This window comes from Stenotrophomonas sp. STEN009, assembly GCF_056760395.1.
Genome location: NZ_JBRRES010000051.1, coordinates 1 through 22025, shown reverse-complemented (window position 1 = coordinate 22025; position 22025 = coordinate 1). Strand labels below are relative to the sequence as shown.

Sequence of the window (22025 nt, the reverse complement as noted above, 5' to 3'; positions counted from 1 at the left end):
GGGGGGGGGGGGGGGGGGGGGGCGCCGGCCCCCCCCGCCGCCGCGGCCCGGCCGCCCCCCCCCCCCCCCCCCCCCCCCCCCCCCCCCCCCCCCCCCCCCCCCCCCCCCCCCCCGGCCCCTGACAGTTTCCGCGGGCGTCCAGCCCACGGAGAAGAAAAAAAAGAGCAAACAGCAACACCAACAGCAAAAGCGGCCGATGGGCTGCTTTTGCTTCTGCTCTTCTTTTTTCTTCTGCGTGGGTTGGACGCCGCACAGATCTGTCAGAGGCCGGATGGGTCGGGCCGGGCGGGGTATCCGCGCCATGGTTGGCGCGGCTAAGCCCCCAGGGATGGGTTCACGGCGTCCCCGCCTGGCTCGACCCATCCGGCCCAACCGATAACCGCATGCCGCGACCAACCCACGAGGGGCGGCGCCGTTGGCCGGAACCTCACTTGGCCGGCGACATCCACATGTCGATGACCGCGCTGAACACTTCGGTCCCTGCACGGTCGCGCACGCTCACCGTCACCGGCAGCGCATAGCCCTGGGCCGCGACCACGATCGGCTGCGCCGGCAGTGCCACCGCCTGCAGCGTGCCGCGTGCCTTGGCCAGGTACTGCACCTGCATGCCCTTGGGGATCCAGCGCATGCCCTTCGGCAGTGATGCATCAACCATCAGCCCGGCCGTCAGTTCGGCCAGATTGCACATCGCGATCGCGTGCACCGTGCCGATGTGGTTGCGCACCCTGCGTCGGTCCGCCAGCGTACCTTCGCAGCGGCCGTTTTCCAGGCGGGTGATGCGCGGCGCGATGCTGGCGAAGTAGGGCGCCTTGAAGCACACCGCGCGCGAGAACAGCCAGGTGCCGGCAGGCCAGCGCTGCAGGCGGTTGTAGAGCGAGAGCAGGGGCGTGGACATGGTGGGATTCCGTTGGGCGGATAAAGCGACGGCGGGCCGAGGCCCGCCGTCGAGGCAACGCGTGTCGCGGGCGATCAGGCGGCCTGCGAGTGCGGGTCCTTGTGCTGGCGGTCGTAGTAGCTGGCCGCGCGCAGTTCGTGGGTGTCGAAGTCGTCCACGGTGATGGTGTCCAGGGTCAGCGTGCGCAGCTCTTCCAGCAGCGTGCGCTCGTCCTGGGTGATCACACCTTCGGCCACGGCTTCGTCCAGCTGGCTCTGGAAGTCCAGCGCCTCGATGCCCTTGCTCTTCAGCGCCTTCAGGAACTTGCGCTCCACCGGCTCGGCCATGATGGCCTTGGCCAGATAGCTGTTGATGCGGCCGCCCGGGTTGTTCTCGCACGGGGTCAGGAACACACCCTGTGCCAGGCGGTCGCGCGCTTCGTTCGGCGCCATCAGCAGAGCGGCGACGCGACGGCTCAGGCGATCACCCGGTGCTTCGGCGCGGCGGCCCAGCGGGAAGATCAGTGCCCACATCAGCCAGCCGATCGGACGGATCGGGAAGTTGCGCAGGGCGGCCGACAGCGATTCTTCGATCTTGTGCACGCTGTCATGGAAGGCCCACGCCAGCAGCGGCTGGTCGGCCTGCGGTGCGCCCTCATCGTGGTAGCGCTTGAGCATGGCGCTGGTCATGTAGATGTGGCTCAGCACATCGCCCAGGCGGCCGGAGAGCGATTCCTTGAACTTCAGCTTGCCGCCGAGCGTCATCATCGAGATGTCGGCCATCAGCGCCAGATTGGCCGAATAGCGGTCCAGCTTGCGGAAGTAACGGCGGGTGTAGGCATCGCCCGGGGCGGCACCGAAGCGGGCGCCGGTCAGGCCGAACCAGAACGAGCGCACGGCGTTGGAAATGCCGTAGCGGATGTGGCCGAACAGGCTGCGGTCGAATTCCTGCAGGCCGGCACGGGTATCCGGATCCTGTGCAGCCTTCATCTCCTTCAGCACCCACGGGTGGCAGAGAATCGCACCCTGGCCGAAGATCAGCAGGCTGCGGGTCATGATGTTGGCGCCTTCCACGGTGATCGCGATCGGCGCAGCCTGCCAGCTGCGGCCGGCGAAGTTGCGCGGGCCGAGGATGATGCCCTTGCCGCCGATGACATCCATCACGTCCGAGATCACCTCGCGGCTCATGCTGGTGCAGTGGTACTTGGCGATCGCCGACGGTACCGATGGCACGTCGCCGCGGTCGACGGCGGCAGCCGTGGCCTGCGACAGCGCGCTGATCTTGTAGGCCTTGCCGCCGATACGGGCCAGTGCTTCCTCCACGCCTTCAAAGCGGCCGACCGACAGGCCGAACTGCTTGCGGATGCGCGCGTAGGCGCCGGTCACCGCAGCGCCGGCCTTGGCGCCACCGCTGGCGGTGGACGGCAGCGTGATCGAACGGCCCACGGCCAGGCATTCGTTGAGCATGTTCCAGCCCTTGCCGGCCATGGCAGCGCCGCCGATGAGCTGGGTCAGCGGGATGAACACGTCCTTGCCGCGAATCGGGCCGTTCTGGAAGGTCGAGTTCAGCGGGAAGTGGCGGCGGCCGATCTCGACGCCGGCGGTATCGCGCGGCAGCAGGCCCAGAGTGATGCCGATGTCGCGGGTCTCGCCGATCAGGCCATCCGGGTCGTACATGCGGAAGGCCAGACCGATCAGCGATGCGACCGGAGCCAGGGTGATGTAACGCTTGTCGAACGTCAGCCTGACGCCCAGCACCTGCTCGCCATTCCATTCGCCCCGGCAGACGATGCCGTAGTCGGGAATCGAGGTGGCATCGGAGCCGGCAAACGGGCCGGTCAGGCCGAAGCAGGGCACTTCACGACCGTCGGCCAGACGCGGCAGGTACTGGTCCTTCTGCTCCTGGGTGCCGTAATGCACCAGCAGTTCGCCCGGACCCAGCGAGTTCGGCACGCCGACGGTCGAGCTGACCACCGAGGATACCGAGGCCAGCTTCTGGATCACCTTGTGGTGGGCCAGCGCGGAGAAGCCCAGGCCGCCGTATTCCTTCGGGATGATCATGCCGAAGAACTTGTTCTTCTTGATGAAGGCCCACAGCTCCGGCGGCAGGTCGGCGTGGACGTGGGTGATCTCCCAGTCGTTGACCATCCGGCACAGCTCTTCCACCGGGCCGTCGAGGAAGGCCTGCTCCTCGGCGGTCAACTGCGGCTTGGGATAGTTGAGCAGGATGTTCCAGTCCGGATCGCCGGTGAACAGCTCGCCTTCAAAACCGACCGAGCCGGTTTCCAGTGCGATGCGCTCGGTCTGCGACAGCGGCGGCAGTACCTTGCGGAACACCTTCATCATCGGACCGGTCAGCAGCGGCTTGCGGATGAACGGCAGCAGCAGCGGTACAGCGATCACGGCCAGCACGGCGGCGGCGACGATCGTGGCGGTCTGGTTGACGTAGGGGATGAACCAGCAGGCGACCAGCAGCGCGGCGCTGATCAGCGTCCAGGTGACCAGCCGCATGCGGTGGTAGGCGGCGAATGCACCTGCCAGCAGCAGGGCAAGGAAGGGAAGAACGATGCTCATGAGCGTGCTCCGGTGACGTGCTCGTTTGTGACGGACGAAGCTGCGGCGTCCACCGCAGGCAACACGTCCAGATAGTCCAACACAGTAGCGGTAAAGGCGTCGTTGTCGTCGCCGGCGACCATGTGCGTGGCCTGCGGCAACTGCACGTGGCGCGCGTGCGGGGCCAGCGCCAGGAATTCGGCCACGGTCTGCGGCGTGACCAGGTCACTGCGACCCCCACTGACCAGCAGCATCGGGCACTTCACCTGCCGCGCGGCATCGGCCAGCGCATCCTGGTGCTGCTCGCTGTCGCGGGCCAGCTCGGCGACCAGGCGCGGATCCCAGTGCCAGCGCCAGCGGCCGTGACCATCCTCGCGCAGCAGCGCGCGCAGCGACTGCTCGGATTTGCGAGGCCGATGCGGCATGTAGGCGGAAATCACGTCGGCGGCCTGGGCCAGCGAGGCGAAGCCATCGGGATGGGCGGTCATGAAGGCGAGGATGCGCTCCACGCCCGCGGTATCCCAGCGCGGGGTGATGTCCACCAGCACCATCGCCGAGAACAGGCCCGGCCAGCGCGATTCGGCCAGCAGGCCGAACAGGCCGCCCATCGAGGCGGCGACCAGCACCGGCGGGCGCGGCTGTTCGCCGGCCAGCACGATCAGGTCGTCGGCAAACTGCTCGCCGTGATAGGGCAGGTCGGCGGCATTCCAGTCCGAATCGCCGTGACCGCGGGCGTCGTAGGCCAGCGTCTGCAGGCCGGCAGCAGACAGCGCGCGGGCCGTGGCGTTCCAGGCATGCCGGGTCTGCCCGAAACCGTGGGCGAACAGCACCCGGCCGCGGCGGCCGTGATCGCTGGCCGTGGCGGCCAGCCGTGTGCCGTGCGCGGCTTCCAGACGCAGGTCGTGGAACGCAACGGGTGTGGGGGAAGTAACCATACTTGCTAGTATGGATCGGTTGCGGGGGATGTCAATACTGCATGGTATGGTGCGGCGCGTCAGGTGGCCGGTCTGCATAGCGGAGCCCTTCGGCTGCATCCGCGTACTGCAACGAACCCCGCCGTATGGTTAAATCACTCCATGAATCAACCTGACGCTTCTGCCGGCGAACCGCGCGCCGGCCGCAACAGCCGCCTGAGCGCCGAAGACTGGGCCCAGGCGGCCCTCGATCTGATTGCTGAACAAGGCGTGGGTGCCGTCGCGGTGGAACCGCTGGCGCGGCGCCTCGGCGTCACCAAGGGCAGCTTCTACTGGCATTTCCCCTCGCGCGACGCACTGCTGCAGGCGGCGTTGGAGCGGTGGGAGCTGTTCGAGCAGGAGCAGGTGTTCGGCAGCCTGGAAGACGTGCCGGATCCGCGCGCGCGCCTGCGTCAGCTGTTCCAGATGGTGGCGCACGAAGTGCAGCCGCATATCATCTACAGCGAGCTGCTGAAGGCGCTGGACCATCCGATGGTGCGGCCGGTGATCGACCGCGTTTCGCAGCGTCGCCTCGATTACCTCATCGCCTCGTTCCGTCAGGCAGGCCTGAGCTCCACCGACGCACGCCATCGTGCGCGCCTGGCCTATGCGGCCTATGTGGGCTTCCTGCAGCTGTCGCTGCAGCTGCAGCAGCCGAAGCAGGCGCGGGAGGATTTCGAGGCCTATGTCGAACACCTGATCGAGACGCTCATTCCGAACGGCTGACGGTTTCCGTTGCCCACGAAAAAGCCGCGACCTGATCGCGGCTTTTTTGTTGCCGGTGCAGGGTGGTACGCGCCGGCAGTGCAGAAAGAACAACGGCCCCTTGCGGGGCCGTTGCTGCAGTCATCGATCGATCAACCGATCAGAACTTCTGCTTGTACTGCATGTACATGTAGCGGCCCGGCAGGTCGTACTGCGGGTCGAACATGTTGTAGGACACCGTGTACGAGACCGGCGGATCCTTGTCCCACGCGTTGTTCAGGCCCAGCATGATGGTGCCCTTCCACGGGGTGTTGTAGCGCACCTGGATGTCGTGGTACGTGGTGGCACCAATGTGGTTCTTGCGACCTTCCGGATCCGAGCAGTAGGCACGGGTGGATGCGCCCAGCAGGCAGTCTTCGGTCATGCCCGACTTGTAGCGCAGGCCGTAGTTGACACCGAAGTCACCGTAGGACCAGTCGACGTACAGGTTGGAACGGACGCGCCAGTACGGATCCTGGTCCAGATAGCGGCCCTGACGGCCATCAACCGGAGCATCTTCGGTCGACTTGGTCTCCCACTTGCTCAGGTAGGTGCCGTCCAGGCTGACGGTGAACTGGCCGAACGAGGTTTCCGGCAGCTTGTACAGCACGCCCAGATCCCAGCCCTCCACCTTGTACGACGCCAGGTTCATCAGCGGCATGTCGACGTTGGTGATGGTGTAGCGCTCGTTGATGGTGCCGTAGTTCGGGTCACGCGTGATCAGACCGCAGTAGGCTGCCTGCTGCTGCGCGGTACCACCGTAGCAACGATCCATGATGTCGCCGATCGCCGGGCGGGTGATGGCGTCTTCGATCTTGATCTGCCACCAGTCCAGGGTCACGTTCAGGCCGGAGACGAAGCTCGGGCTCCACACCAGGCCCAGCGTCTTGCTGGTCGAGGTTTCCGGCTTCAGATCCGGGTTCGACTTCCAGGTGAACGGCTCGACGGTCTGCAGCGGGCCAGACTCGCCATCGGTGTTCGGCTGGACGAAGTTCGCCGGAACGCCCTGGGCGATACACTGCGCCAGCACTGCGCCGGTCGGGTTGTTGGCCCGGGCACACGGGTCGGCGTAGGTCTCGAACGAATCGGTGTCGCCGCGGTACAGGTTGTTGATGCTCGGAGCGCGGAAGCCTTCGGAATAGTTACCACGCACCATCAGGTCTTCGATCGGCTTCCAGCGGAAACCGAACTTGTTGTTGGTGGTGTTACCGAAGTTGCTGTAGTCCGAGTAACGGGTCGCCACGCTGAAGTCCAGCAGCTGCGCGCCCGGCAGATCGGCCAGGACCGGGATCGACAGTTCCAGGTAGAACTCGTCCAGGTCGTAAGCACCCTTGGTCGGCGCAGCGCCGTTGCCGGTGCTCAGGCCCGCTGCGATGAAGGCGTCGGGGTCGAACTGGCCGCTTTCCCTGCGGTTCTCATAACCGGCAGCGAAGCCCAGCGCACCGGCCGGCAGCTGCACGATCTCACCGGAGATGTTGGCGTAGTAGCTCTTCGACACCAGGCTGGCCGAATCGTGCGCGGTGAACGAGGTGTAGTCGAGTGCCGCCTGCGAGATCGAACCTTCGCCACCCAGCGGATTGATCGGTGCGCAGCCCGGAATGACGGCTCCGCCTGCGGTCAGACAGACAGCCTGGCCATCGCGGAGCGCCGACGGACCATACGCCTCATCCAGACGCTGGATGTTGAACAGGCCGTAGGTCAGGTCGTTCTGGTCGGTCTTGTCGTAGCGGTAGCCGACATCCCAGTCGAAGTTGCGGTCGGCGAACTCGAAGAAGCCTTCAAAGCCACCGTAGAAGTGCCAGTTCTTGACGTTCTGGTTGAACGAACGGCCGCCGGTTTCATTGAAACGACGGTTCACGCCGGTCAGGTCCTGGCCGTACGGGTTGTACATGCTGTCCGCGCTGAGCGTCATGCCCGTCACCGGCATGGCCGCCAGCAGCTGCTCGGACTTGCGCTCGTTGTACATCGCCTCGGTGCGGAAGGAGATGTTGTCCGTGATGTTGTACGAACCCACAGCGAACAGCGAGGTGCGCTCGTTCGGGGTCAGCAGGTAGTTGTCCGGCGCGGTGTTGTAGCCGTGCACGTTGCTGACGAACGGGGTTTCCACGCCATTGATGATGACGTAGCGCTGATCATTGCGGACGTAGGAGCCCGGGATGCCGGTGCCGCTCTGGCCGCTGAAGAACGGCGGGCCGCCAGCGGAGATCTTGCGATTGCCGGCCATGACCTCCTTCTCGTTCACGTAGGACGCACCCAGCACCAGCGACGCACGGTCGGTGGTGGTGCCGATGGTGAAGTCATAGGCTTCACGATCGCCGTCGCCCTGGCTGTACTGGCCCTTGTAGAAGTTTGCCTCGGCGCCGTCGAAGTTCTGCTTGGTGATGATGTTCACCACGCCGGCGATGGCATCCGAACCGTAGATGGTCGAAGCGCCGTCCTTCAGGACGTCGATGCGCTCGATCATCGCGGTCGGGATGGTGTTCAGGTCGACGCTGCCGTCCAGACCGGTGGTCCAGCGACGGCCGTTGACCAGCACCAGGGTGCGCTCGGCGCCGAGGTTGCGCAGGCTGACGCCGGCCGAACCGTCACCACCGTTGTTGAAGGTGCGGTTCAGTGCGGCACCGTTGGCGGCGACGCGCTGCAGGATATCGGCAACCGAGGTCACACCCTGCTTTTCGATATCGGCGCGGGTCAGGCTCAGGACCGGCTGCGAGGTTTCGATGTCGGTGCTCTTGATGCGCGAACCGGTCACCGAAATGCGATCCAGGTTGGTCGCTTCCTGCGCCTGGGCGGTTACGGACGTGGCCGCACCCGCGATCAGCGCGACGACAACAGCGTCACGCAGCTTGTTGGACTGGAAATTCATTGGCTCTCTCTCTCCAAGAAATCTTGGCTGGGGTTATGCCCGGCGGGGAAGCGAAAGTGCGCTTCCAAATCGCGAGGCTGAGCCGATAGTAGCGGGCGCCTGCAAAGAATTAAAGCTGTGTTAATCAAAGCTGTGATTTGTGTAAATTCATGGAATGTCAATACTTTTCAACGGCTTGCAGTAGGGTTTGTGGCATGGCGCCTCGTTTGTTAAAAAAAAATGATGAAAAAAGTTTCCATTGATATGTATCGAAACATGTCGCGGCGGCGAGAAACGCACACATTGCGACAGCGCCGGAGGGGCGCAGAGGGAGTGCGGCACACGCAAACGCAACGGGCGCCTTCCGGCGCCCGCGATGTCACTGCATGAGGGAGGTGCGAGCGGTCAGAGATCCTGCTCGTAACGCACATACGGCACGGTGCCGTCGTCGTTGCTCTCGTTGCGTGGAGAGAAGGGGTTCTTGCCGCGGCTGATCACGTTCTCGGCGCCGACGGTGAGCTGGCCGGACCACGGCGTCCGCCAGGTCAGGCCGATGCCCAGACCTTCCCACTTGCCAGGGCGGCCGGGCACGTCGACCACGCGGCCGATGATGCTGCCGGTGAAGTTGCCGTAACCGGCGCCGAGGCTGAGGCTCTTGCTGTCCCAGCGATCGACCAGGGCCGGCGAGGCATCGGCCAGCGGAACCAGGCGTGCCTTGGCGTAGGTGCCGGCGATGGACACGAATCCTTCGCGGCCGATGTTCTTCTGCGCGAACACGGTCAGGTCGTTCTGCTCGGCACGCAGGGACGGCGTCTTGTTCGGGCCGGCCAGCCAGGCGGGCAGTGTTTCGCGACCGGTACCGGCGGTGATGCCCAGGCGGCTGCTGCCCCGGTTCAGGGCAGCCGTGCCGGTGAAGCGGCGGCTGCTGAGGTCATCGTCGTCGCCCAGGCTGGCCAGCATGCAGTGGCTGGCCAGACCGCTGATGCTGGTACTGCTGCTGTTGCTGCAGAGCAGGCCCAGCGAGTCGCCCGACGACAAGCCAAAGGCCGCATCCAGCGAATTGCGGCCGAAATGCCAGCGGGCGCCGGCGGCCTGCTCACCGGTGGGTTCCAGGTAGAGCAGGGCTTCGACCTTGCCGCTGCCCTTGTTCCACACCGGCAGCACCGTGCGGGTGTCCTTGCTCTGCGCATGCGCGCCCGCGACCGCGCCAAGGGCGATCAGCAGGGCCAGCGGTAGACGCAGATAGGTACGCATCGGACCAGTTCAGACAGGGACAGACAACGGAAGTTCCCGCAGGGGCGGGGACTCGATCCTAGGGTGTTTATGATTTCTTAACAAGCCTTGATCCTCCCCAGGTGCAAGACCCGCCGCTTACTGAAGGCGTTCAGGTGCCGGAACAGCCCCCTCGGCACCGTGGAACAGTATGCCGAACTCCGTCAACGGGAAGTGATACTCCCGTCCGCAGAATTCGCAGCGGACTTCGACCTCGCCGGTGGCTTCGGCCGCCGCCCGCGCCTCTTCCTCGCCCAGCGACTGCAGCATCGAGGCGACCCGCTCGCGCGAGCAGGAGCAGGCAAAGGACAGTGGCTTGCTGCCCATCAGCTCCGGGTTCTCCTCATGGAACAAGCGGTGCAGCAGCTGCTCGGCGGGAGTAGCGAGCAGTTCGGCCCTGCCCAGGGTCTCGAACAGGGCACTGGCGCGTGACCAGCCATCTTCGTCGCCCTCGTCGCCGGGCAGTTTCTGCAGCAGAAGGCCGCTGGCCCCCGTGCGGTCGGCGGCCAGCAGCAGTCGCGTCGGCAACTGCTCGGACTGCCGGAAGTAGTCCTCGAAGGCCTCGTCCAGTTCCGCGGCGCTGAGCCCGACCAGGCTCTGGTAGCGCTGCGGTTCGCGCGGGTCCAGCCCGGGGTTCTCGATGGTGATGGCGAGGAGGGCGTCATCGCCCAGGCTGGACAGGTCGCGCGGCGCGTCGGCGCCCTCGCTGAGCTGGGCGATGCCGCGCAGGGTGCCGGCGGCGGTGCATTCGGCGAACAGCGTGCGCAGGGTCGTGCTGCTGCGCAGCTGGATGGACAGGCGGCCGTCGACCTTGGTGTGGCCGGTGAACAGCGCCGAGGCCACGCAGGCTTCGCCGAGCAGCTCGGCTGCGGCGTCCGGGTAATGGGCATGGGACAGGATTTCCTGCCAGGTGGCCTGCAGGCGCACGTGTACGCCGCGGACACCCGCGTCGGGAAGCAGGAAGCGGATCAGGGAATCAGGTTGGGCGGTCATCGGCTCACATCGCGCGGAAACAGGGGTGGTTGCCGGATAATGCGCCGACAGCCAGGCAGAAGAAGGATGCACCACTAATGGGGGCAGGGGGAGAGCAGGACAAGGTGAAGGTGGCCGGGGACGTTCCGCGCCGCCGGCGTTGGCACTGGAAGCGGCTGCTGTGGCTGCCGGTGCTGTTCGTGGCCTTCAGCTGCCTGCAGGTGCTGGTGCTGCGCTTCGTGGATCCGCCCATTTCCAGCGTGATGCTGTGGCGCTACGGGGAGGCGCTGGGTGCGGGCGACTGGGCCTACCGGCTGCACTACCAGTGGCGGGATCTGGACCAGATGGCGCCGAGCCTGCCGATTTCGCTGGTGGCGGCCGAGGACCAGCGTTTCCCCGAACACAGTGGGTTCGATCTGCAGGCCATCGAGAAGGCGCGTGACCACAACGCGCGGGGCGGCCGGCTGCGCGGGGCCAGCACCATCAGCCAGCAGGTGGCCAAGAACCTGTTCCTCTGGCAGGGCCGCAGCTGGATCCGCAAGGGCCTGGAGGTCTGGTACACGGTGCTGATCGAAACGTTGTGGCCCAAGCAGCGGATCCTGGAGATGTACGCGAACATCGCCGAGTTCGGTGACGGCGTGTACGGTGCGCAGGCGGCGGCGAAGACCTTCTGGGGCAAGGACGCCGCGCGCCTCAGCCCGGCCGAGAGCGCGCGGTTGGCGGCCGTGTTGCCGGCACCGCGGCGCTACAGCGCGGCCTCGCCCGGTCCCTACGTACAGCGTCGCGCCGCGTGGATCCAGCGCCAGGCCCGGCAGCTGGGCGGCGCTGCGTACCTGGCCGAGGACTGAGGCGGGCGTCTGCGCCGCTCCGCACTGGCGACGTACAATCCGGGCATGATCCGTGAACGCCTCACCGTCGTCATTGCCGCCTGCAACGAAGCTCTGGCGCTGCCGGTACTGCACCCGCGCCTGTGCGCGGTACTGGATGCGATGCCGGACATCGATGGCCACATCCTTTACGTTGACGACGGCAGCCAGGACGGAACCTGGGAGGTGATCGCCGCGCTGGCGCAGTCCGAGCCACGCGTGTCGGCGCTGAAGCTGTCGCGCAATTTCGGCAAGGAGGCCGCGCTGACCGCCGGGCTGGATCTCGTCCGCGAGGGTGCGGCGATGATTCTCGATGCCGACGGCCAGGATCCACCGGAACTGCTGCCGCAGTTCGTGGCGCGGTGGCGCGAGGGTTATGACAACGTCTATGGCACGCGCCGGGCGCGCGCGGGCGAGAGCTGGGTCAAGCGTGCGACCGCGGCGATGTTCTACCGGGTGATCGGCCGCCTGTCGCGCACGCCGATTCCCGCCGATACCGGGGACTTCCGCCTGCTGTCGCCACGCGCGCTGAGCGCGTTGCGTGAAATGCGTGAGCGTCACCGTTTCATGAAGGGGCTTTTCAGCTGGGTTGGCTTCCGCCGGGTGGCGGTGCCGTACCAGCGCCACCCGCGGGTGGCCGGCAGCAGCAAGTTCAGCCTGTGGCGGCTGTGGAACTTCGCGCTGGAAGGCATCACCGGTTTCTCCACCGTGCCGCTGCGCGCGGCCACCTATCTGGGCCTGGCCACTGCGGCGGTGGCCTTCGTGTTCGGTGTCTGGGTGATCGTGAAGGCCGCGATGTACGGCGACCGCGTGGCGGGCTGGCCGACGATGATGGCGGTGATCCTGTTCCTGGGCGGCGTGCAGCTGATCGCGCTGGGCCTGATCGGCGAGTACCTGGGGCGCCTGTATGAGGAGTCCAAGCAGCGTCCCCTGTACCTGGTTGACGCCTGGCTAGCATCGTCCGTGGCAGACTCCGTCGTGCAACCCACCCTGGGAGGGCAGGCAGATGACGTCGGTACGGCAACTGTTGGACGGCAAGTCCCCTGAAGTGCATGCGGTCGCGCCCGGCGCGGCGGTGATCGATGCGATCCGGCTGATGGCCGAGAAGGGCATCGGTGCGGTGCTGGTGATGGAAGGGCCGCGACTGGTCGGCATCCTGTCCGAACGTGATTACGCCCGCAAGATCGTCCTGCGCGATCGTTCCTCACGCGATACGGCGGTAGCCGAGATCATGACTGCGAAGGTGGTGACGGTGGCGCCCGGCGAACAGGTCGAACATTGCCTGCAGCTGGTCACCGATTACCGTATCCGCCATCTGCCGGTGGTGGAGGGGGGACAAGTGCTGGGCGTGATTTCCATCGGCGATCTGGTGAAGTCGGTGATCGATGCACAGCGCCGCGAGCTGGACCAGCTGCAGCAGTACATCGTGGCGGGATGAGTTTTCGCTGGCGGGCCTGCGGCCCGCCGGCCCGCTGTTCGGAGCCAAAGCCAAAGCCAAAGCCAAAGCGGTGCCTTGCTGATGCGCCGGAAGGCGGAGGGCATGGCCGTGCAGGACACGCCGTAAACCCATCCATGGGGGCTCGATGGCGCCATCCATGGCGCCAACGGTCCTGCACGGCCATGCCCTCCGCTTCTGGATACATTGCGGCGAGCGCGGTGGGTAGCGGCCAATCTGGGTTGGCAACACTTTGTCGTTCCGCGCGCCCCTCAATTCGCGATCCAACAAACGTGCCTACTTCGCGTACTGCCCGCCGCAGTCGGCGTCCTTGCCGGGGCCCAGTTCGATCGTGGCCAGCAGTGCGGCCGGTGGCGCGATGCTTCCCAGCGCCAGGGCGACCGCACCGCGGACGCCGAGCGCCTTGAAGTCCGGGCGGAACGAAGGATCCTTGAACGTTCCCGCGATGTGCAGCGGCGAGCGCAGCACGAGGATGCTGCGGTCCTTCGGCCGTGGCTTCAGCAGCAGGTCCAGCGACTCATCGCGCAGGCTGACGGTGCCTTCGCCGAGAATCAGCGTGTCGGTGGTATCGACGGCGAACGTGCGGCTGGTCATCAATCCCTCGCGTACGCCGAAGTCGGCAAAGGCGCAGCGCAGCGGAATCTGCTTGTCGCCGGTCACCAGGAACTTGACTGCCTCGGTGATGTCCAGCCCGGCCAGTTCCATCACCAGATTGCCGACGTGGCCACGTCCCATTGCCAGGCCCACATCGCCATTGCTGCTGCCCAGCATGGCGGCGATCGAGTTGCCGCGGCCGCTGAGGTCGATTTCGCCACCGATGCCGCCCTTGGCCTGCTCGGCCAGCTTCGCATCCGGGAACAGTTGTCCCAGCTGCACGCCGCGCACGCTGGCCTTGAGCGCGGTGGCGATCTGCGGCTGCCGCGCATCCATGCGGATCGTGCTGCGGATGTCACCACCGGCCACACCGAAGTTCAGCGGGTCCAGCCGCAGCACGCCATCGTCCAGCAGCAGATGCGCATCCATATCGTCAAGCGGCAGCGATGGTGCGTTGATGCGATGTGCCTTCCAGCGCACATCGGCATCCATCGCGCGCAGCTTGCCGAGATTGTACGGCGTGTCCGGCAGCACCCTGGTACGCGCCGCCACGCGTGCGGCCTCGGCCTTCTGCTCGGCGTTGGCGGTCTCGCCGCCACCGGTTCTGGGCGGGGCGCCGACAAAGCCGGCCAGGTCGTCGAAGTCCAGCCGGCGGGACTCCAGCGTGGCCGTCAGGCGCGGGCGCGCACCACCTGTTTCGAACTTCACATTGCCGCCGAGATCGCTGTCGCCGACCTTGCCGGTGAACTGCTCGTAGCGCCACACGTTATGGTCGCGCTTCAGGCGCCCCTCCAGGGCATAGGGCGGCGAAGGCGGAATGGCGATGCCCAGCAGGGGATACAGGTCGGCCAGATCCTGGCCACTGAGCGCGAAAGCGAGGTCGAGCACCTGCAGCTGGAAGGGATTGGTCAGGGTGCCATGGGCGACGGCATGGGTGGCACCTGCACGCCCATCAAGATGGATGCGGAAGGGATGATGGCTGTCGGTCAGTTCCAGCGGAGATTCGGTGCCGCCGCGAAGGGTGAAAGGATTGCCCTGCCAACGACCCTTGCCCTGCACCAGCAGGGGCGGCGCGGCATCCGCCTGCCTGGGCCGGCCACTACGCACATTGACATGGATGTCGGTGCGACCCGCCGCGTCGATGAACTGCAGGCGGCCGTCATCGATACGCAGCCGCTTGAGCTGGGGCGTGGCGCCGCCGCGGCTGTCACCCAGGAAATCCCAGTTGCCCGGCTCGCCCTTGCGTGGGGCGGTTTCCAGCAGCACGTCGGGACGGGTCAGGCGGATCTCGGGGAGCTGCACGCTGCCCCGCAGCAGGGGCCACACCCGCAGGTCGATTTCGACCCGGTCGGCACTGGCCATGTTCGGCTGCTTCGCCCATGACGCATTGGCGAACGTGACGGTGTCGGCGCGGATCGTGCTGGTACGGCCGAGGTCGACATCCAGGTGGCCGATCTGCAGCACGCGGCCGGTCCGCGCCTGTACCGCCCGCTCGACCGGCCCCTTGAACCAGTTCCAGTCCCAGAGCGCGATCAATACCAGGATGGCCGCCAGCAGGAACACCAGCACCGCCAGCCAGCGCTGGCCTCGCGGGCCAGGGCGGCGGAAGCGCCAGCGCGACGGACGCGGCGGAGCAGGGGAGGCAGTCGCATTCACGCTGCCATGGTTGCCCTGCGCGGGTGGACGCAGCGCGAAGCGTTCATGTGCGCGGTGTGCACAGGAACGCGTGTGGCACGGCTCTCTACAGCACCTGCATGGTCACCGCGACGAAGTGGCAGACACTCCCGCCGATCACGAACAGGTGCCAGATCGCATGCGAATAGGGGATCGATTCGCGGTGATAGAAGTAGGTCCCCAGCGTGTAGGAGATACCTCCGGCCAGCAGCCAGCCCAGCGTCCAGCCATCGATGGAGGCCAGCATGGGCTTGACCGCGACGATCACCAGCCAGCCCATGGCCACGTAGATGGCGGTAGACAGGCGCTTGAAGCGGCCGGTATAGAACAGCTTGAACACCACGCCGGCCAGGGCCAGCGTCCAGATCGCGGCGAACAGACCCCAGCCCCACGGGCCACGCAGGCCGATCAGCGTGAACGGCGTATAGGTACCGGCGATCAGTACATAGATCGCGCAGTGGTCGAAGACCTTCAGCCTGCCCTTGGCAACCGGATGCTGGATGGCGTGGTAGAGGGTGGAGGCGGTGTACAGCAGCAGCAGCGCGATGCCGAACACGATCGCACCTGCCAGTTGCCAGCCATCGCCGTAGATGGCGGCCAGGGTGATCAGCACGGCACCCGCACCGAGCGCCAGTACGGCGCCGAGACCGTGGGTCAGCGCACTGGCGATTTCTTCGCGGATCGAAGCAACGGAAGTCGAGGACATGGCGTAGGCATCATTCGCGGGGAGGGGGACCCGCGCCCCCCTATCATCGCCGCGATGGCGGGCGCATGCACGCCCGCCTCCACACGGAAGTCCGATGTCCTGACTGGCCGGATTCAGCCAGCGGTTAGGGTGTGCGCGGCCTCGCGGGTGGCGGCAAAGCGCACGTCGGGCGCGCGCTCCTGTGCCAGCTGCAGGTTGACCCGGGTCGGCGCGAGATAGACCAGATGGCCGGCGGCGTCCAGCGCCAGGTTCAGTGCGTTCTTCTCGCGGAACTCTTCCAGCTTCTTCTCGTTGCTGCAGTGGATCCAGCGCGCCGTGGTGACGCTGACCGGCTCGAAGGTGGCTTCCACGCCGTACTCGTCCTTCAGGCGGTAAGCGGCCACGTCGAACTGCAGCACGCCCACCGCACCCAGGATCAGATCGTTGCTGGTCAGCGGCCGGAAGAACTGGGTCGCGCCCTCTTCGGAGAGCTGGGCCAGGCCCTTCTGCAGCTGCTTGAGCTTGAGCGGATCGCGCAGGCGCGCACGGCGGAACAGCTCCGGGGCGAAGTTGGGGATGCCGGTGAAGGTGACGGCCTCGCCTTCGGTGAAGGTATCGCCGATGGAAATGGTGCCGTGGTTGTGGATGCCGATCACATCGCCCGGCCAGGCCTCGGCTGCGATTTCACGGTCGCTGGCCATGAAGGTCAGGGCGTTGGCCAGCTTCATCTCCTTGCCGGTGCGCACGTGGAAGGTCTTCATGCCCGCGCTGAAGCGGCCCGAGCACACCCGCATGAAGGCGACGCGGTCGCGGTGCTGCGGGTCCATGTTGGCCTGGATCTTGAACACGAAGCCGGTCAGCTTGCTCTCTTCCGGGGCGATCTCGCGGCCGGTGGTGGCGCGTGCCTGCGGCGATGGCGCGTGCTCGACGAAGAAGTCCAGCAGGGGCTGCACGCCGAAGTTGTTCACGCCCGAACCGAAGAACACCGGCGTCTGCTTGCCCTCGCGATAGGCCTGCAGGTCGAACGGATGGCTGGCGCCCTGCACCAGCTCCAGTTCATCGCGCAGGTCGGCCAGCATCTGTGCGCCGATCTTCTCGGCCAGGCCGGGAGCGTCGATCGACGGGAAGATGGTCGAATCCTGGCGGGTGAAGTTGCGACCCGGTTCGTACAGGTGCACCTCGCCGGTCAGCAGGTGGACCACGCCCTTCAGGCGCTGGCCCATGCCGATCGGCCAGGTGACGGGCGCGCACTGGATGCCCAGCACGGTTTCCACTTCATCCAGCAGTTCGATCGGATCCTTGCCCTCGCGGTCCAGCTTGTTGATGAAGGTCATGATCGGGGTGTCGCGCAGGCGGCACACTTCCATCAGCTTGATGGTGCGCTCTTCCACGCCCTTGGCCACGTCGATCACCATCAGTGCCGAGTCCACCGCGGTCAGCACGCGGTAGGTGTCCTCGCCGAAGTCGGCGTGGCCGGGGGTGTCGAGCAGGTTGACGATCTTGCCTTCGTACGGGAACTGCATCACCGAGGAGGTGACGGAGATGCCGCGTTCCTTCTCCAGCGCCATCCAGTCCGAGGTGGCATGGCGGGCCGCCTTGCGGCCCTTGACCGAACCGGCCATCTGGATCGCGCCTCCGAACAGCAGCAGCTTTTCGGTCAGCGTGGTCTTGCCGGCGTCAGGATGGGAGATGATGGCGAAGGTGCGGCGACGCGACGCTTCGGTGGCGACTTCGGACATGGCAGTGGCGCCCGCCCGGGGCGCTTTTCAAAGAGATAAGCGCCTGATTATACCGGCCGTGGCCGGTCAGCGCCCGGCCGCGCCCTCGGCATCACCCTGGCGGGCGAACTGCAGCTGTCCCTGGGAGGCGAAGATGCGCACGGGTACCGAGCGCAGCGCCATGCCGCGGTTGACCTGCACCACGAAATGCAGGTGCGGGGCGCTGCTGTAGCCGCTGTTGCCGGACAGGCCGATCGGCTGTCCGGCCTGCACGGCCTGGCCACGACGCACGCGCATGCCGCCTGCCTGCAGATGGCCGTACAGCGCCATGCTGCCGTCGCTGTGCAGGACACGGATGAAATTCGCCCTGCCGCCGTCGCGCTCGCGGTCCTGGCCGTTGCCGCGGAAGCCGTCCTGGATCTGCATCACGGTTCCCTCGCGCGCGGCCAGCACCAGCGTCGCCTCGGGCAGGGCGAAGTCCACGGCGTCGCGGTTCTCCTCGTCATCGTGGCTGAACCGGCCCTGCGGCGCCTGGTCCACGCGCAGGCGTGCGGCGTCGAACGGCAGGCGGTAGGCCACGTCTTCGGCGCGGGCGTCGGGACGGCCCGGTACCGACTGCAGGCGTACGTCGAGCGTGCTGCCGCCCACGGGCGAGGGCAGGTGACCGATCACGAAGCTGCTGTCGCCCTGCACCAGCGACCGTACCGGCAGGCCCTCGATGGGGCGCCCGGGGCCAGCGCGCAGTTCAACCTGTAATGGGCCGGCCAGGGTGTTGTCGATCCGGGCCTGCCAGTACTCGCCCACCTGCTGCAGCCGCAGCTGCGCCATGGGGACCGCCTGGCCGATGCCCTGCGTGCCGGGGGCGGGGGCCGGTGAGGGCACCAGGCCCCAGCCCTGCCGCCAGTCGGCAGCTCCGGCGGTGGTGCTGACCAGCAGCGGCAGCAGCAGGCAGGACAAGGGCAGGCGCGGCATCGGGCGTTCCGGACAGGGGGACCGCCGCGACTGTACCTGATCCGCGAAAGGTGGGCCGCAGCGATCGCTCCGGGCATTCATCGCTTTATCCGCATGAAGGGATTGACATGGGCGGAAGGCGATGGCATCGTGGCTCCACCATCGAGACCGGCAGAGGGACAGGCCCTTTGAAGCCGGGGCAGCCCGCAGGCGCGCAAGTGCCGGCGTAGGTGCCAAATCCTGCGGGGACCGTGGCGTCCACCGGAAGATGGTTCGAACCATGCACCGCAGGTGCATCTCGAACGCGAGCCCCGCGAAGGCTCGATGGCCGATTCCCCTAACGGATCCCGCCATGAGCTTCGCCCCCAGCACCACGCTTCGCCCCGAACCCTTTGTCCCCGTCAGCGTGCCGGTCGAAGACCGCGTGCACGCCGAGCGCGGCGAGTTCGCCGCGGTGCTGTCGATGCGCCACGCCGGCGCGTGCCCGGTACGCGTTCGCTACGAATGGGTGGGACCGGTCGATGCACCGGTGGTGGTACTGGCTGGCGGCATCTCCGCCCATCGCCATGTGGCGTCCAACGCGCAGTTCGCCGAGAAGGGCTGGGCCGAGGAACTGGTCGGCAGTGGCCGCACGCTCGATCCGCAGCAGCTGCGCGTTCTGGCGTTCGACTTCATCGGTGCGGATGGCGCGCTGGACGTGCCGATCGACACGGCCGACCAGGCAGACGCGCTGGCCCTGCTGCTGGATCACCTGGGCATCCGCACACTGAAGGCGTTTGTCGGCTACTCCTATGGCGCCCTGGTCGGGCAGCAGTTCGCTGTCCGCCATCGCGCCCGCGTGCGCCAGCTGGTGCTGGCCAGTGGTGCGCATCGTCCGCACCCCTATGCCGCGGCGTGGCGTGCGTTGCAGCGCCGGGCGGTCGCCCTGGGACAGCTGCAATGCGGCGAAGACCATGGCCTGGCACTGGCCAGGCAGTTCGCGATGCTCAGCTACCGCACGCCGGAAGAGTTCGGCGAGCGCTTCGACGCTCCGCCCGAGGTGGTCAACGGCCGCGTCCGTGTGGCCGCCGAGGACTACCTCGACGCGGCGGGCGCGCAGTACGTCGCGCGCACCCCGGTGACCGCCTACCTGCGCCTGTCCGAATCGATCGACCTGCACCGCGTGGATCCCACCGCCATCCTGCCGCCAACCGTGGTGGTGGCCGTGGAAGGCGATCGGCTGGTGCCGTTGGCCGACCTGGTCGGTCTGGTCGAGGGGCTGGGTCCGCGCGGCAGCCTGCGCGTGCTGCGCTCCCCATACGGCCACGACGCCTTCCTCAAAGAAACCGATCGCATCGACGCGATCCTCGCTACCGCCTTCCGCACTTCTGGAGAGTCCGCATGAGCCTGCACGCCGCCGAGCCGTCCTGTTGTCGCACCACTGCCGCCGTCCGCGCCGGCATCGATCGTGACACCGCCCATGGCGCGGTCACTCCACCGATCGTGCTGTCGTCGAACTTCAGCTTCGAAGGCTTCGGCAACAAGCGCCAGTACGACTACACGCGCAGTGGCAACCCGACGCGCGACCTGCTGGGCGAAGCACTGGCCGAACTGGAAGGCGGAGCCGGTGGCGTGGTCACCGCTACCGGCATGGGCGCCATCAACCTGGTGCTGAATGCCCTGCTGCAGCCGGGCGACACGCTGGTGGTACCGCACGATGCCTACGGCGGCAGCTGGCGCCTGTTCAACGCGCTGGCGAAGAAGGGGCATTTCGAACTGGTCACCGCCGACCTCACCGACCCGCGCACGCTGGCGCAGGCCCTGGCCACCCAGCCACGGCTGGTGCTGGTGGAAACCCCGTCCAACCCGCTGCTGCGCATCACCGACCTGCGCTTCGTCATCGAGGCGGCGCACAAGGCCGGGGCGCTGGTGGCGGTCGACAATACGTTCCTGTCGCCGGCGCTGCAGCAGCCGCTCTCCTTCGGTGCCGACCTGGTGCTGCATTCGACCACCAAGTACATCAACGGCCACAGCGATGTCGTCGGCGGTGCGGTGATCGCACGTGATCCCGCGCTGCACGAACAGCTGGTGTGGTGGGGCAACGCACTCGGGTTGACCGGCTCTCCCTTCGATGCTTTCCTGACTCTGCGCGGCCTGCGCACGCTGGATGCACGCCTGCGTGTGCACCAGGAGAACACGGCCTCGATCGTCGCGCTGCTGGACGCGCACCCCGCCGTGGCCCGGGTGTATTACCCCGGCCTGGCCGACCATCCCGGTCATGCCATCGCCGCACGCCAGCAGAGCGGCTTCGGCGCGATGCTGTCGTTCGAGCTGGCCGACTGCGCCGGCGAGGATCCGCACGCTGCCGTGCGCGCGTTTGTCGATGGACTGCGCTGCTTCACCCTGGCCGAATCGCTGGGCGGCGTGGAAAGCCTGGTCGCGCATCCGGCGACCATGACCCACGCAGCGATGAGCGTTGAGGCGCGTGCTGCAGCTGGCATCAGCGAAGGGCTGCTGCGCCTGTCGGTCGGCATCGAGGCCGAGCGCGACCTGCTGGCCGATCTGGGTGCGGCGCTAGCCCGCGCCGAAGCGGTGATCGACGCTGCCGCACGTCGCAAACAGGTGGTGGACGCATGAGCGCGCTGGCTGCCGAGATTCCGGCGCTGGGCGGCGGTCGCCTGGCACTGCTGGGCACCGGGACGGTGGGCTCTGCGTTCGTGCAGCGCTACCAGGCCCTGCAGGCGCGCGGCCTGGAACTGCCCAGCGTGCAGTGGCTGGCCAACTCGCGTACTGCGCTGGCCATTGACCGCGATCTGGCCCTGCCGCTCGAACTGGCGCGGCGCGCACCGCGTGGCGGCCAGAGCGTGCCACCGTGGGCCGGTGCCGAAGGGCTGGAGCGTGGCGATGTGGTGGTTGATGCCACCGCCAGCGAAGACGTGGCCGCCCGCCATGCGCAGTGGCTGGCGCGCGGGGTGCATGTAGTGACGGCCAACAAGCTGGGCCGGGGCGGGCAGCTGTCACGCGCGAAGGCCATCGCCGAGAGCTGCGCCGACAGCGGCGCCCGGTACGGCGACAGTGCCACCGTGGGGGCGGGACTGCCGCTGTTGAGCAGCCTGCGCGCGCTGGTGGCCGGGGGGGATCACATCCACGCGATCGAGGGGGTGTTGTCCGGTTCCCTGGCCTGGTTGTTCCATCGCTATGACGGCCGTTCGCCGTTCTCGGCTGCAGTGCGCGAGGCGCTGGCCGCGGGTTACACCGAACCGGATCCGCGCCTGGATCTGTCCGGCGAGGATGTGCGGCGCAAGCTGCTGATTCTGGCGCGCAGCAGCGGACTGGCGCTGGATGCCGCACAGGTGCACGTGGATTCACTGGTGCCCTCGGCGTTGGCTGCGCTGCCGCTGGACGACGCATTGGCCGAACTGGAGCAGCTGGACGCACCGCTGCAGGCGCGCTGGCAGCAGGCGACGGACAGCGGCCGTGTGCTGCGCTTCGTCGGCCGGGTCGACGCTGAGGGCGCACAGGTGGGGCTGCGTGAACTGCCGGCCGATCATCCACTGGCGCAGGGGGCGGGCACCGACAACCGCGTCGCCATCCACAGCGACCGCTATCGCACCCAGCCGTTGCTGATCCAGGGGCCGGGAGCGGGCGCGGAAGTCACTGCTGCCGCATTGCTGGATGACGTGCTGCGCATCGTGGGATGAGCAGCGTCCCGCTGCGCCCGCCGGGCATGGCCCGGTGTTATCCGTACCGCTGCGCTCGCCGGGGGGGGGGCCGCGGGCGCGGGGATAGGGTGGGGGGGGGCGGGGGGGGGGGGGGGGGGCCCGGGGGGGGGCCCGGGGGGGGGGGCCTCGGCACCCACCACCCAGGGGCGGGGGGGGGCGCGGGGGGGG

17 protein-coding genes and 1 riboswitch are annotated in these 22025 nt (G+C 67.3%); of the genes, 7 read left to right on the top strand and 10 right to left on the bottom strand.

From position 1 onward, the window contains the following. Positions 1 to 427 precede the first annotated feature (427 nt). From ACVOMM_RS17410 to ACVOMM_RS17400, 3 genes are all read right to left on the bottom strand, one after another. The gene (locus ACVOMM_RS17410) at positions 428 to 895 is read right to left on the bottom strand and encodes a hotdog fold domain-containing protein (protein WP_065182618.1); all 468 of its coding nucleotides are present in this window, start codon (positions 893 to 895) and stop codon (positions 428 to 430) included. A gap of 74 nt (positions 896 to 969) precedes the next feature. Further along, on the bottom strand, positions 970 to 3447 hold the full coding sequence (locus ACVOMM_RS17405; protein WP_065174795.1) for an acyl-CoA dehydrogenase: 2478 nt from the start codon (positions 3445 to 3447) through the stop codon (positions 970 to 972). Beyond that, on the bottom strand, positions 3444 to 4361 hold the full coding sequence (locus tag ACVOMM_RS17400) for an alpha/beta fold hydrolase (protein WP_065174796.1): 918 nt from the start codon (positions 4359 to 4361) through the stop codon (positions 3444 to 3446). Before ACVOMM_RS17400 ends, ACVOMM_RS17405 begins: the two co-directional genes overlap by 4 nt. Positions 4362 to 4502: 141 nt before the next feature. Between ACVOMM_RS17400 and ACVOMM_RS17395 the strand changes: the two genes are divergently transcribed. Beyond that, on the top strand, positions 4503 to 5105 hold the full coding sequence (locus ACVOMM_RS17395) for a TetR/AcrR family transcriptional regulator (protein WP_053520195.1): 603 nt from the start codon (positions 4503 to 4505) through the stop codon (positions 5103 to 5105). A 139-nt stretch (positions 5106 to 5244) separates the two neighbouring features. On the opposite strand, the gene ACVOMM_RS17390 is transcribed toward ACVOMM_RS17395, so the two are convergent. From ACVOMM_RS17390 to hslO, 3 genes are all read right to left on the bottom strand, one after another. Further along, positions 5245 to 7989 carry a TonB-dependent receptor gene (locus tag ACVOMM_RS17390; RefSeq protein WP_065174797.1) on the bottom strand — a complete coding sequence of 915 codons (2745 nt, stop codon included), beginning with the start codon at positions 7987 to 7989 and terminating at the stop codon, positions 5245 to 5247. Between the two features lie 384 nt (positions 7990 to 8373). After that, positions 8374 to 9222, bottom strand: a complete 849-nt coding sequence (locus tag ACVOMM_RS17385; RefSeq protein WP_128990771.1) for an XOO1806 family protein — start codon at positions 9220 to 9222, stop codon at positions 8374 to 8376. Between the two features lie 117 nt (positions 9223 to 9339). Next, positions 9340 to 10233: an Hsp33 family molecular chaperone HslO gene (hslO, locus tag ACVOMM_RS17380; protein ID WP_180876610.1), complete on the bottom strand. Its 894-nt coding sequence runs from the start codon at positions 10231 to 10233 to the stop codon at positions 9340 to 9342. Between the two features lie 77 nt (positions 10234 to 10310). Between hslO and mtgA the strand changes: the two genes are divergently transcribed. From mtgA to ACVOMM_RS17365, 3 genes are read left to right on the top strand one after another with little or no spacing between them, the layout of a single operon-like run. Continuing rightward, positions 10311 to 11060 carry a monofunctional biosynthetic peptidoglycan transglycosylase gene (gene mtgA / locus ACVOMM_RS17375; RefSeq protein ID WP_053520199.1) on the top strand — a complete coding sequence of 250 codons (750 nt, stop codon included), beginning with the start codon at positions 10311 to 10313 and terminating at the stop codon, positions 11058 to 11060. A 45-nt stretch (positions 11061 to 11105) separates the two neighbouring features. Next, complete coding sequence (locus ACVOMM_RS17370) at positions 11106 to 12125, top strand: glycosyltransferase family 2 protein (RefSeq protein WP_065174800.1); 1020 nt, start codon at positions 11106 to 11108, stop codon at positions 12123 to 12125. Next, a complete protein-coding gene (locus tag ACVOMM_RS17365) occupies positions 12085 to 12516 on the top strand; it encodes a CBS domain-containing protein (RefSeq protein ID WP_053520201.1) in 432 nt (143 codons plus the stop codon). The genes ACVOMM_RS17370 and ACVOMM_RS17365 overlap by 41 nt, the downstream gene beginning before the upstream one ends. 294 nt (positions 12517 to 12810) lie before the next feature. On the opposite strand, the gene ACVOMM_RS17360 is transcribed toward ACVOMM_RS17365, so the two are convergent. The 4 genes from ACVOMM_RS17360 to ACVOMM_RS17345 form a co-directional block, all read right to left on the bottom strand. Beyond that, on the bottom strand, positions 12811 to 14784 hold the full coding sequence (locus ACVOMM_RS17360; protein WP_481526555.1) for an AsmA family protein: 1974 nt from the start codon (positions 14782 to 14784) through the stop codon (positions 12811 to 12813). A gap of 85 nt (positions 14785 to 14869) precedes the next feature. After that, positions 14870 to 15508 carry a PAQR family membrane homeostasis protein TrhA gene (gene trhA, locus ACVOMM_RS17355; RefSeq protein ID WP_053519889.1) on the bottom strand — a complete coding sequence of 213 codons (639 nt, stop codon included), beginning with the start codon at positions 15506 to 15508 and terminating at the stop codon, positions 14870 to 14872. A gap of 113 nt (positions 15509 to 15621) precedes the next feature. Beyond that, positions 15622 to 17226, bottom strand: a complete 1605-nt coding sequence (locus ACVOMM_RS17350; RefSeq protein WP_065174802.1) for a peptide chain release factor 3 — start codon at positions 17224 to 17226, stop codon at positions 15622 to 15624. Positions 17227 to 17292: 66 nt separating this feature from the next. Beyond that, positions 17293 to 18177: a M23 family metallopeptidase gene (locus ACVOMM_RS17345; protein WP_481526554.1), complete on the bottom strand. Its 885-nt coding sequence runs from the start codon at positions 18175 to 18177 to the stop codon at positions 17293 to 17295. A gap of 135 nt (positions 18178 to 18312) precedes the next feature. Continuing rightward, positions 18313 to 18431, top strand: a riboswitch (SAM riboswitch). A 77-nt stretch (positions 18432 to 18508) separates the two neighbouring features. Here ACVOMM_RS17345 and metX point away from each other — a divergent pair. Genes metX through ACVOMM_RS17330 form a run of 3 tightly spaced genes read left to right on the top strand, consistent with a single transcriptional unit; the run spans position 18509 to position 21836 of the window. Continuing rightward, the gene (gene metX / locus ACVOMM_RS17340) at positions 18509 to 19540 is read left to right on the top strand and encodes a homoserine O-succinyltransferase MetX (protein ID WP_053519886.1); all 1032 of its coding nucleotides are present in this window, start codon (positions 18509 to 18511) and stop codon (positions 19538 to 19540) included. Further along, on the top strand, positions 19537 to 20772 hold the full coding sequence (locus ACVOMM_RS17335; protein ID WP_053519885.1) for an O-succinylhomoserine (thiol)-lyase: 1236 nt from the start codon (positions 19537 to 19539) through the stop codon (positions 20770 to 20772). Before metX ends, ACVOMM_RS17335 begins: the two co-directional genes overlap by 4 nt. Further along, complete coding sequence (locus tag ACVOMM_RS17330; protein WP_481526553.1) at positions 20769 to 21836, top strand: homoserine dehydrogenase family protein; 1068 nt, start codon at positions 20769 to 20771, stop codon at positions 21834 to 21836. The genes ACVOMM_RS17335 and ACVOMM_RS17330 overlap by 4 nt, the downstream gene beginning before the upstream one ends. Positions 21837 to 22025: the final 189 nt, after the last annotated feature.

Excerpts from the sequence above, each read along its gene's own strand:
- ACVOMM_RS17410 (WP_065182618.1), bottom strand. The coding sequence starts at position 895 with ATGTCCACGCCCCTGCTCTCGCTCTACAACCGCCTGCAGCGCTGGCCT.
- ACVOMM_RS17405 (WP_065174795.1), bottom strand. The coding sequence starts at position 3,447 with ATGAGCATCGTTCTTCCCTTCCTTGCCCTGCTGCTGGCAGGTGCATTC.
- ACVOMM_RS17400 (WP_065174796.1), bottom strand. The coding sequence starts at position 4,361 with ATGGTTACTTCCCCCACACCCGTTGCGTTCCACGACCTGCGTCTGGAA.
- ACVOMM_RS17395 (WP_053520195.1), top strand. The coding sequence starts at position 4,503 with ATGAATCAACCTGACGCTTCTGCCGGCGAACCGCGCGCCGGCCGCAAC.
- ACVOMM_RS17390 (WP_065174797.1), bottom strand. The coding sequence starts at position 7,989 with ATGAATTTCCAGTCCAACAAGCTGCGTGACGCTGTTGTCGTCGCGCTG.
- ACVOMM_RS17385 (WP_128990771.1), bottom strand. The coding sequence starts at position 9,222 with ATGCGTACCTATCTGCGTCTACCGCTGGCCCTGCTGATCGCCCTTGGC.
- hslO (WP_180876610.1), bottom strand. The coding sequence starts at position 10,233 with ATGACCGCCCAACCTGATTCCCTGATCCGCTTCCTGCTTCCCGACGCG.
- mtgA (WP_053520199.1), top strand. The coding sequence starts at position 10,311 with ATGGGGGCAGGGGGAGAGCAGGACAAGGTGAAGGTGGCCGGGGACGTT.
- ACVOMM_RS17370 (WP_065174800.1), top strand. The coding sequence starts at position 11,106 with ATGATCCGTGAACGCCTCACCGTCGTCATTGCCGCCTGCAACGAAGCT.
- ACVOMM_RS17365 (WP_053520201.1), top strand. The coding sequence starts at position 12,085 with ATGACGTCGGTACGGCAACTGTTGGACGGCAAGTCCCCTGAAGTGCAT.
- trhA (WP_053519889.1), bottom strand. The coding sequence starts at position 15,508 with ATGTCCTCGACTTCCGTTGCTTCGATCCGCGAAGAAATCGCCAGTGCG.
- ACVOMM_RS17350 (WP_065174802.1), bottom strand. The coding sequence starts at position 17,226 with ATGTCCGAAGTCGCCACCGAAGCGTCGCGTCGCCGCACCTTCGCCATC.
- ACVOMM_RS17345 (WP_481526554.1), bottom strand. The coding sequence starts at position 18,177 with ATGCCGCGCCTGCCCTTGTCCTGCCTGCTGCTGCCGCTGCTGGTCAGC.
- metX (WP_053519886.1), top strand. The coding sequence starts at position 18,509 with ATGAGCTTCGCCCCCAGCACCACGCTTCGCCCCGAACCCTTTGTCCCC.
- ACVOMM_RS17335 (WP_053519885.1), top strand. The coding sequence starts at position 19,537 with ATGAGCCTGCACGCCGCCGAGCCGTCCTGTTGTCGCACCACTGCCGCC.
- ACVOMM_RS17330 (WP_481526553.1), top strand. The coding sequence starts at position 20,769 with ATGAGCGCGCTGGCTGCCGAGATTCCGGCGCTGGGCGGCGGTCGCCTG.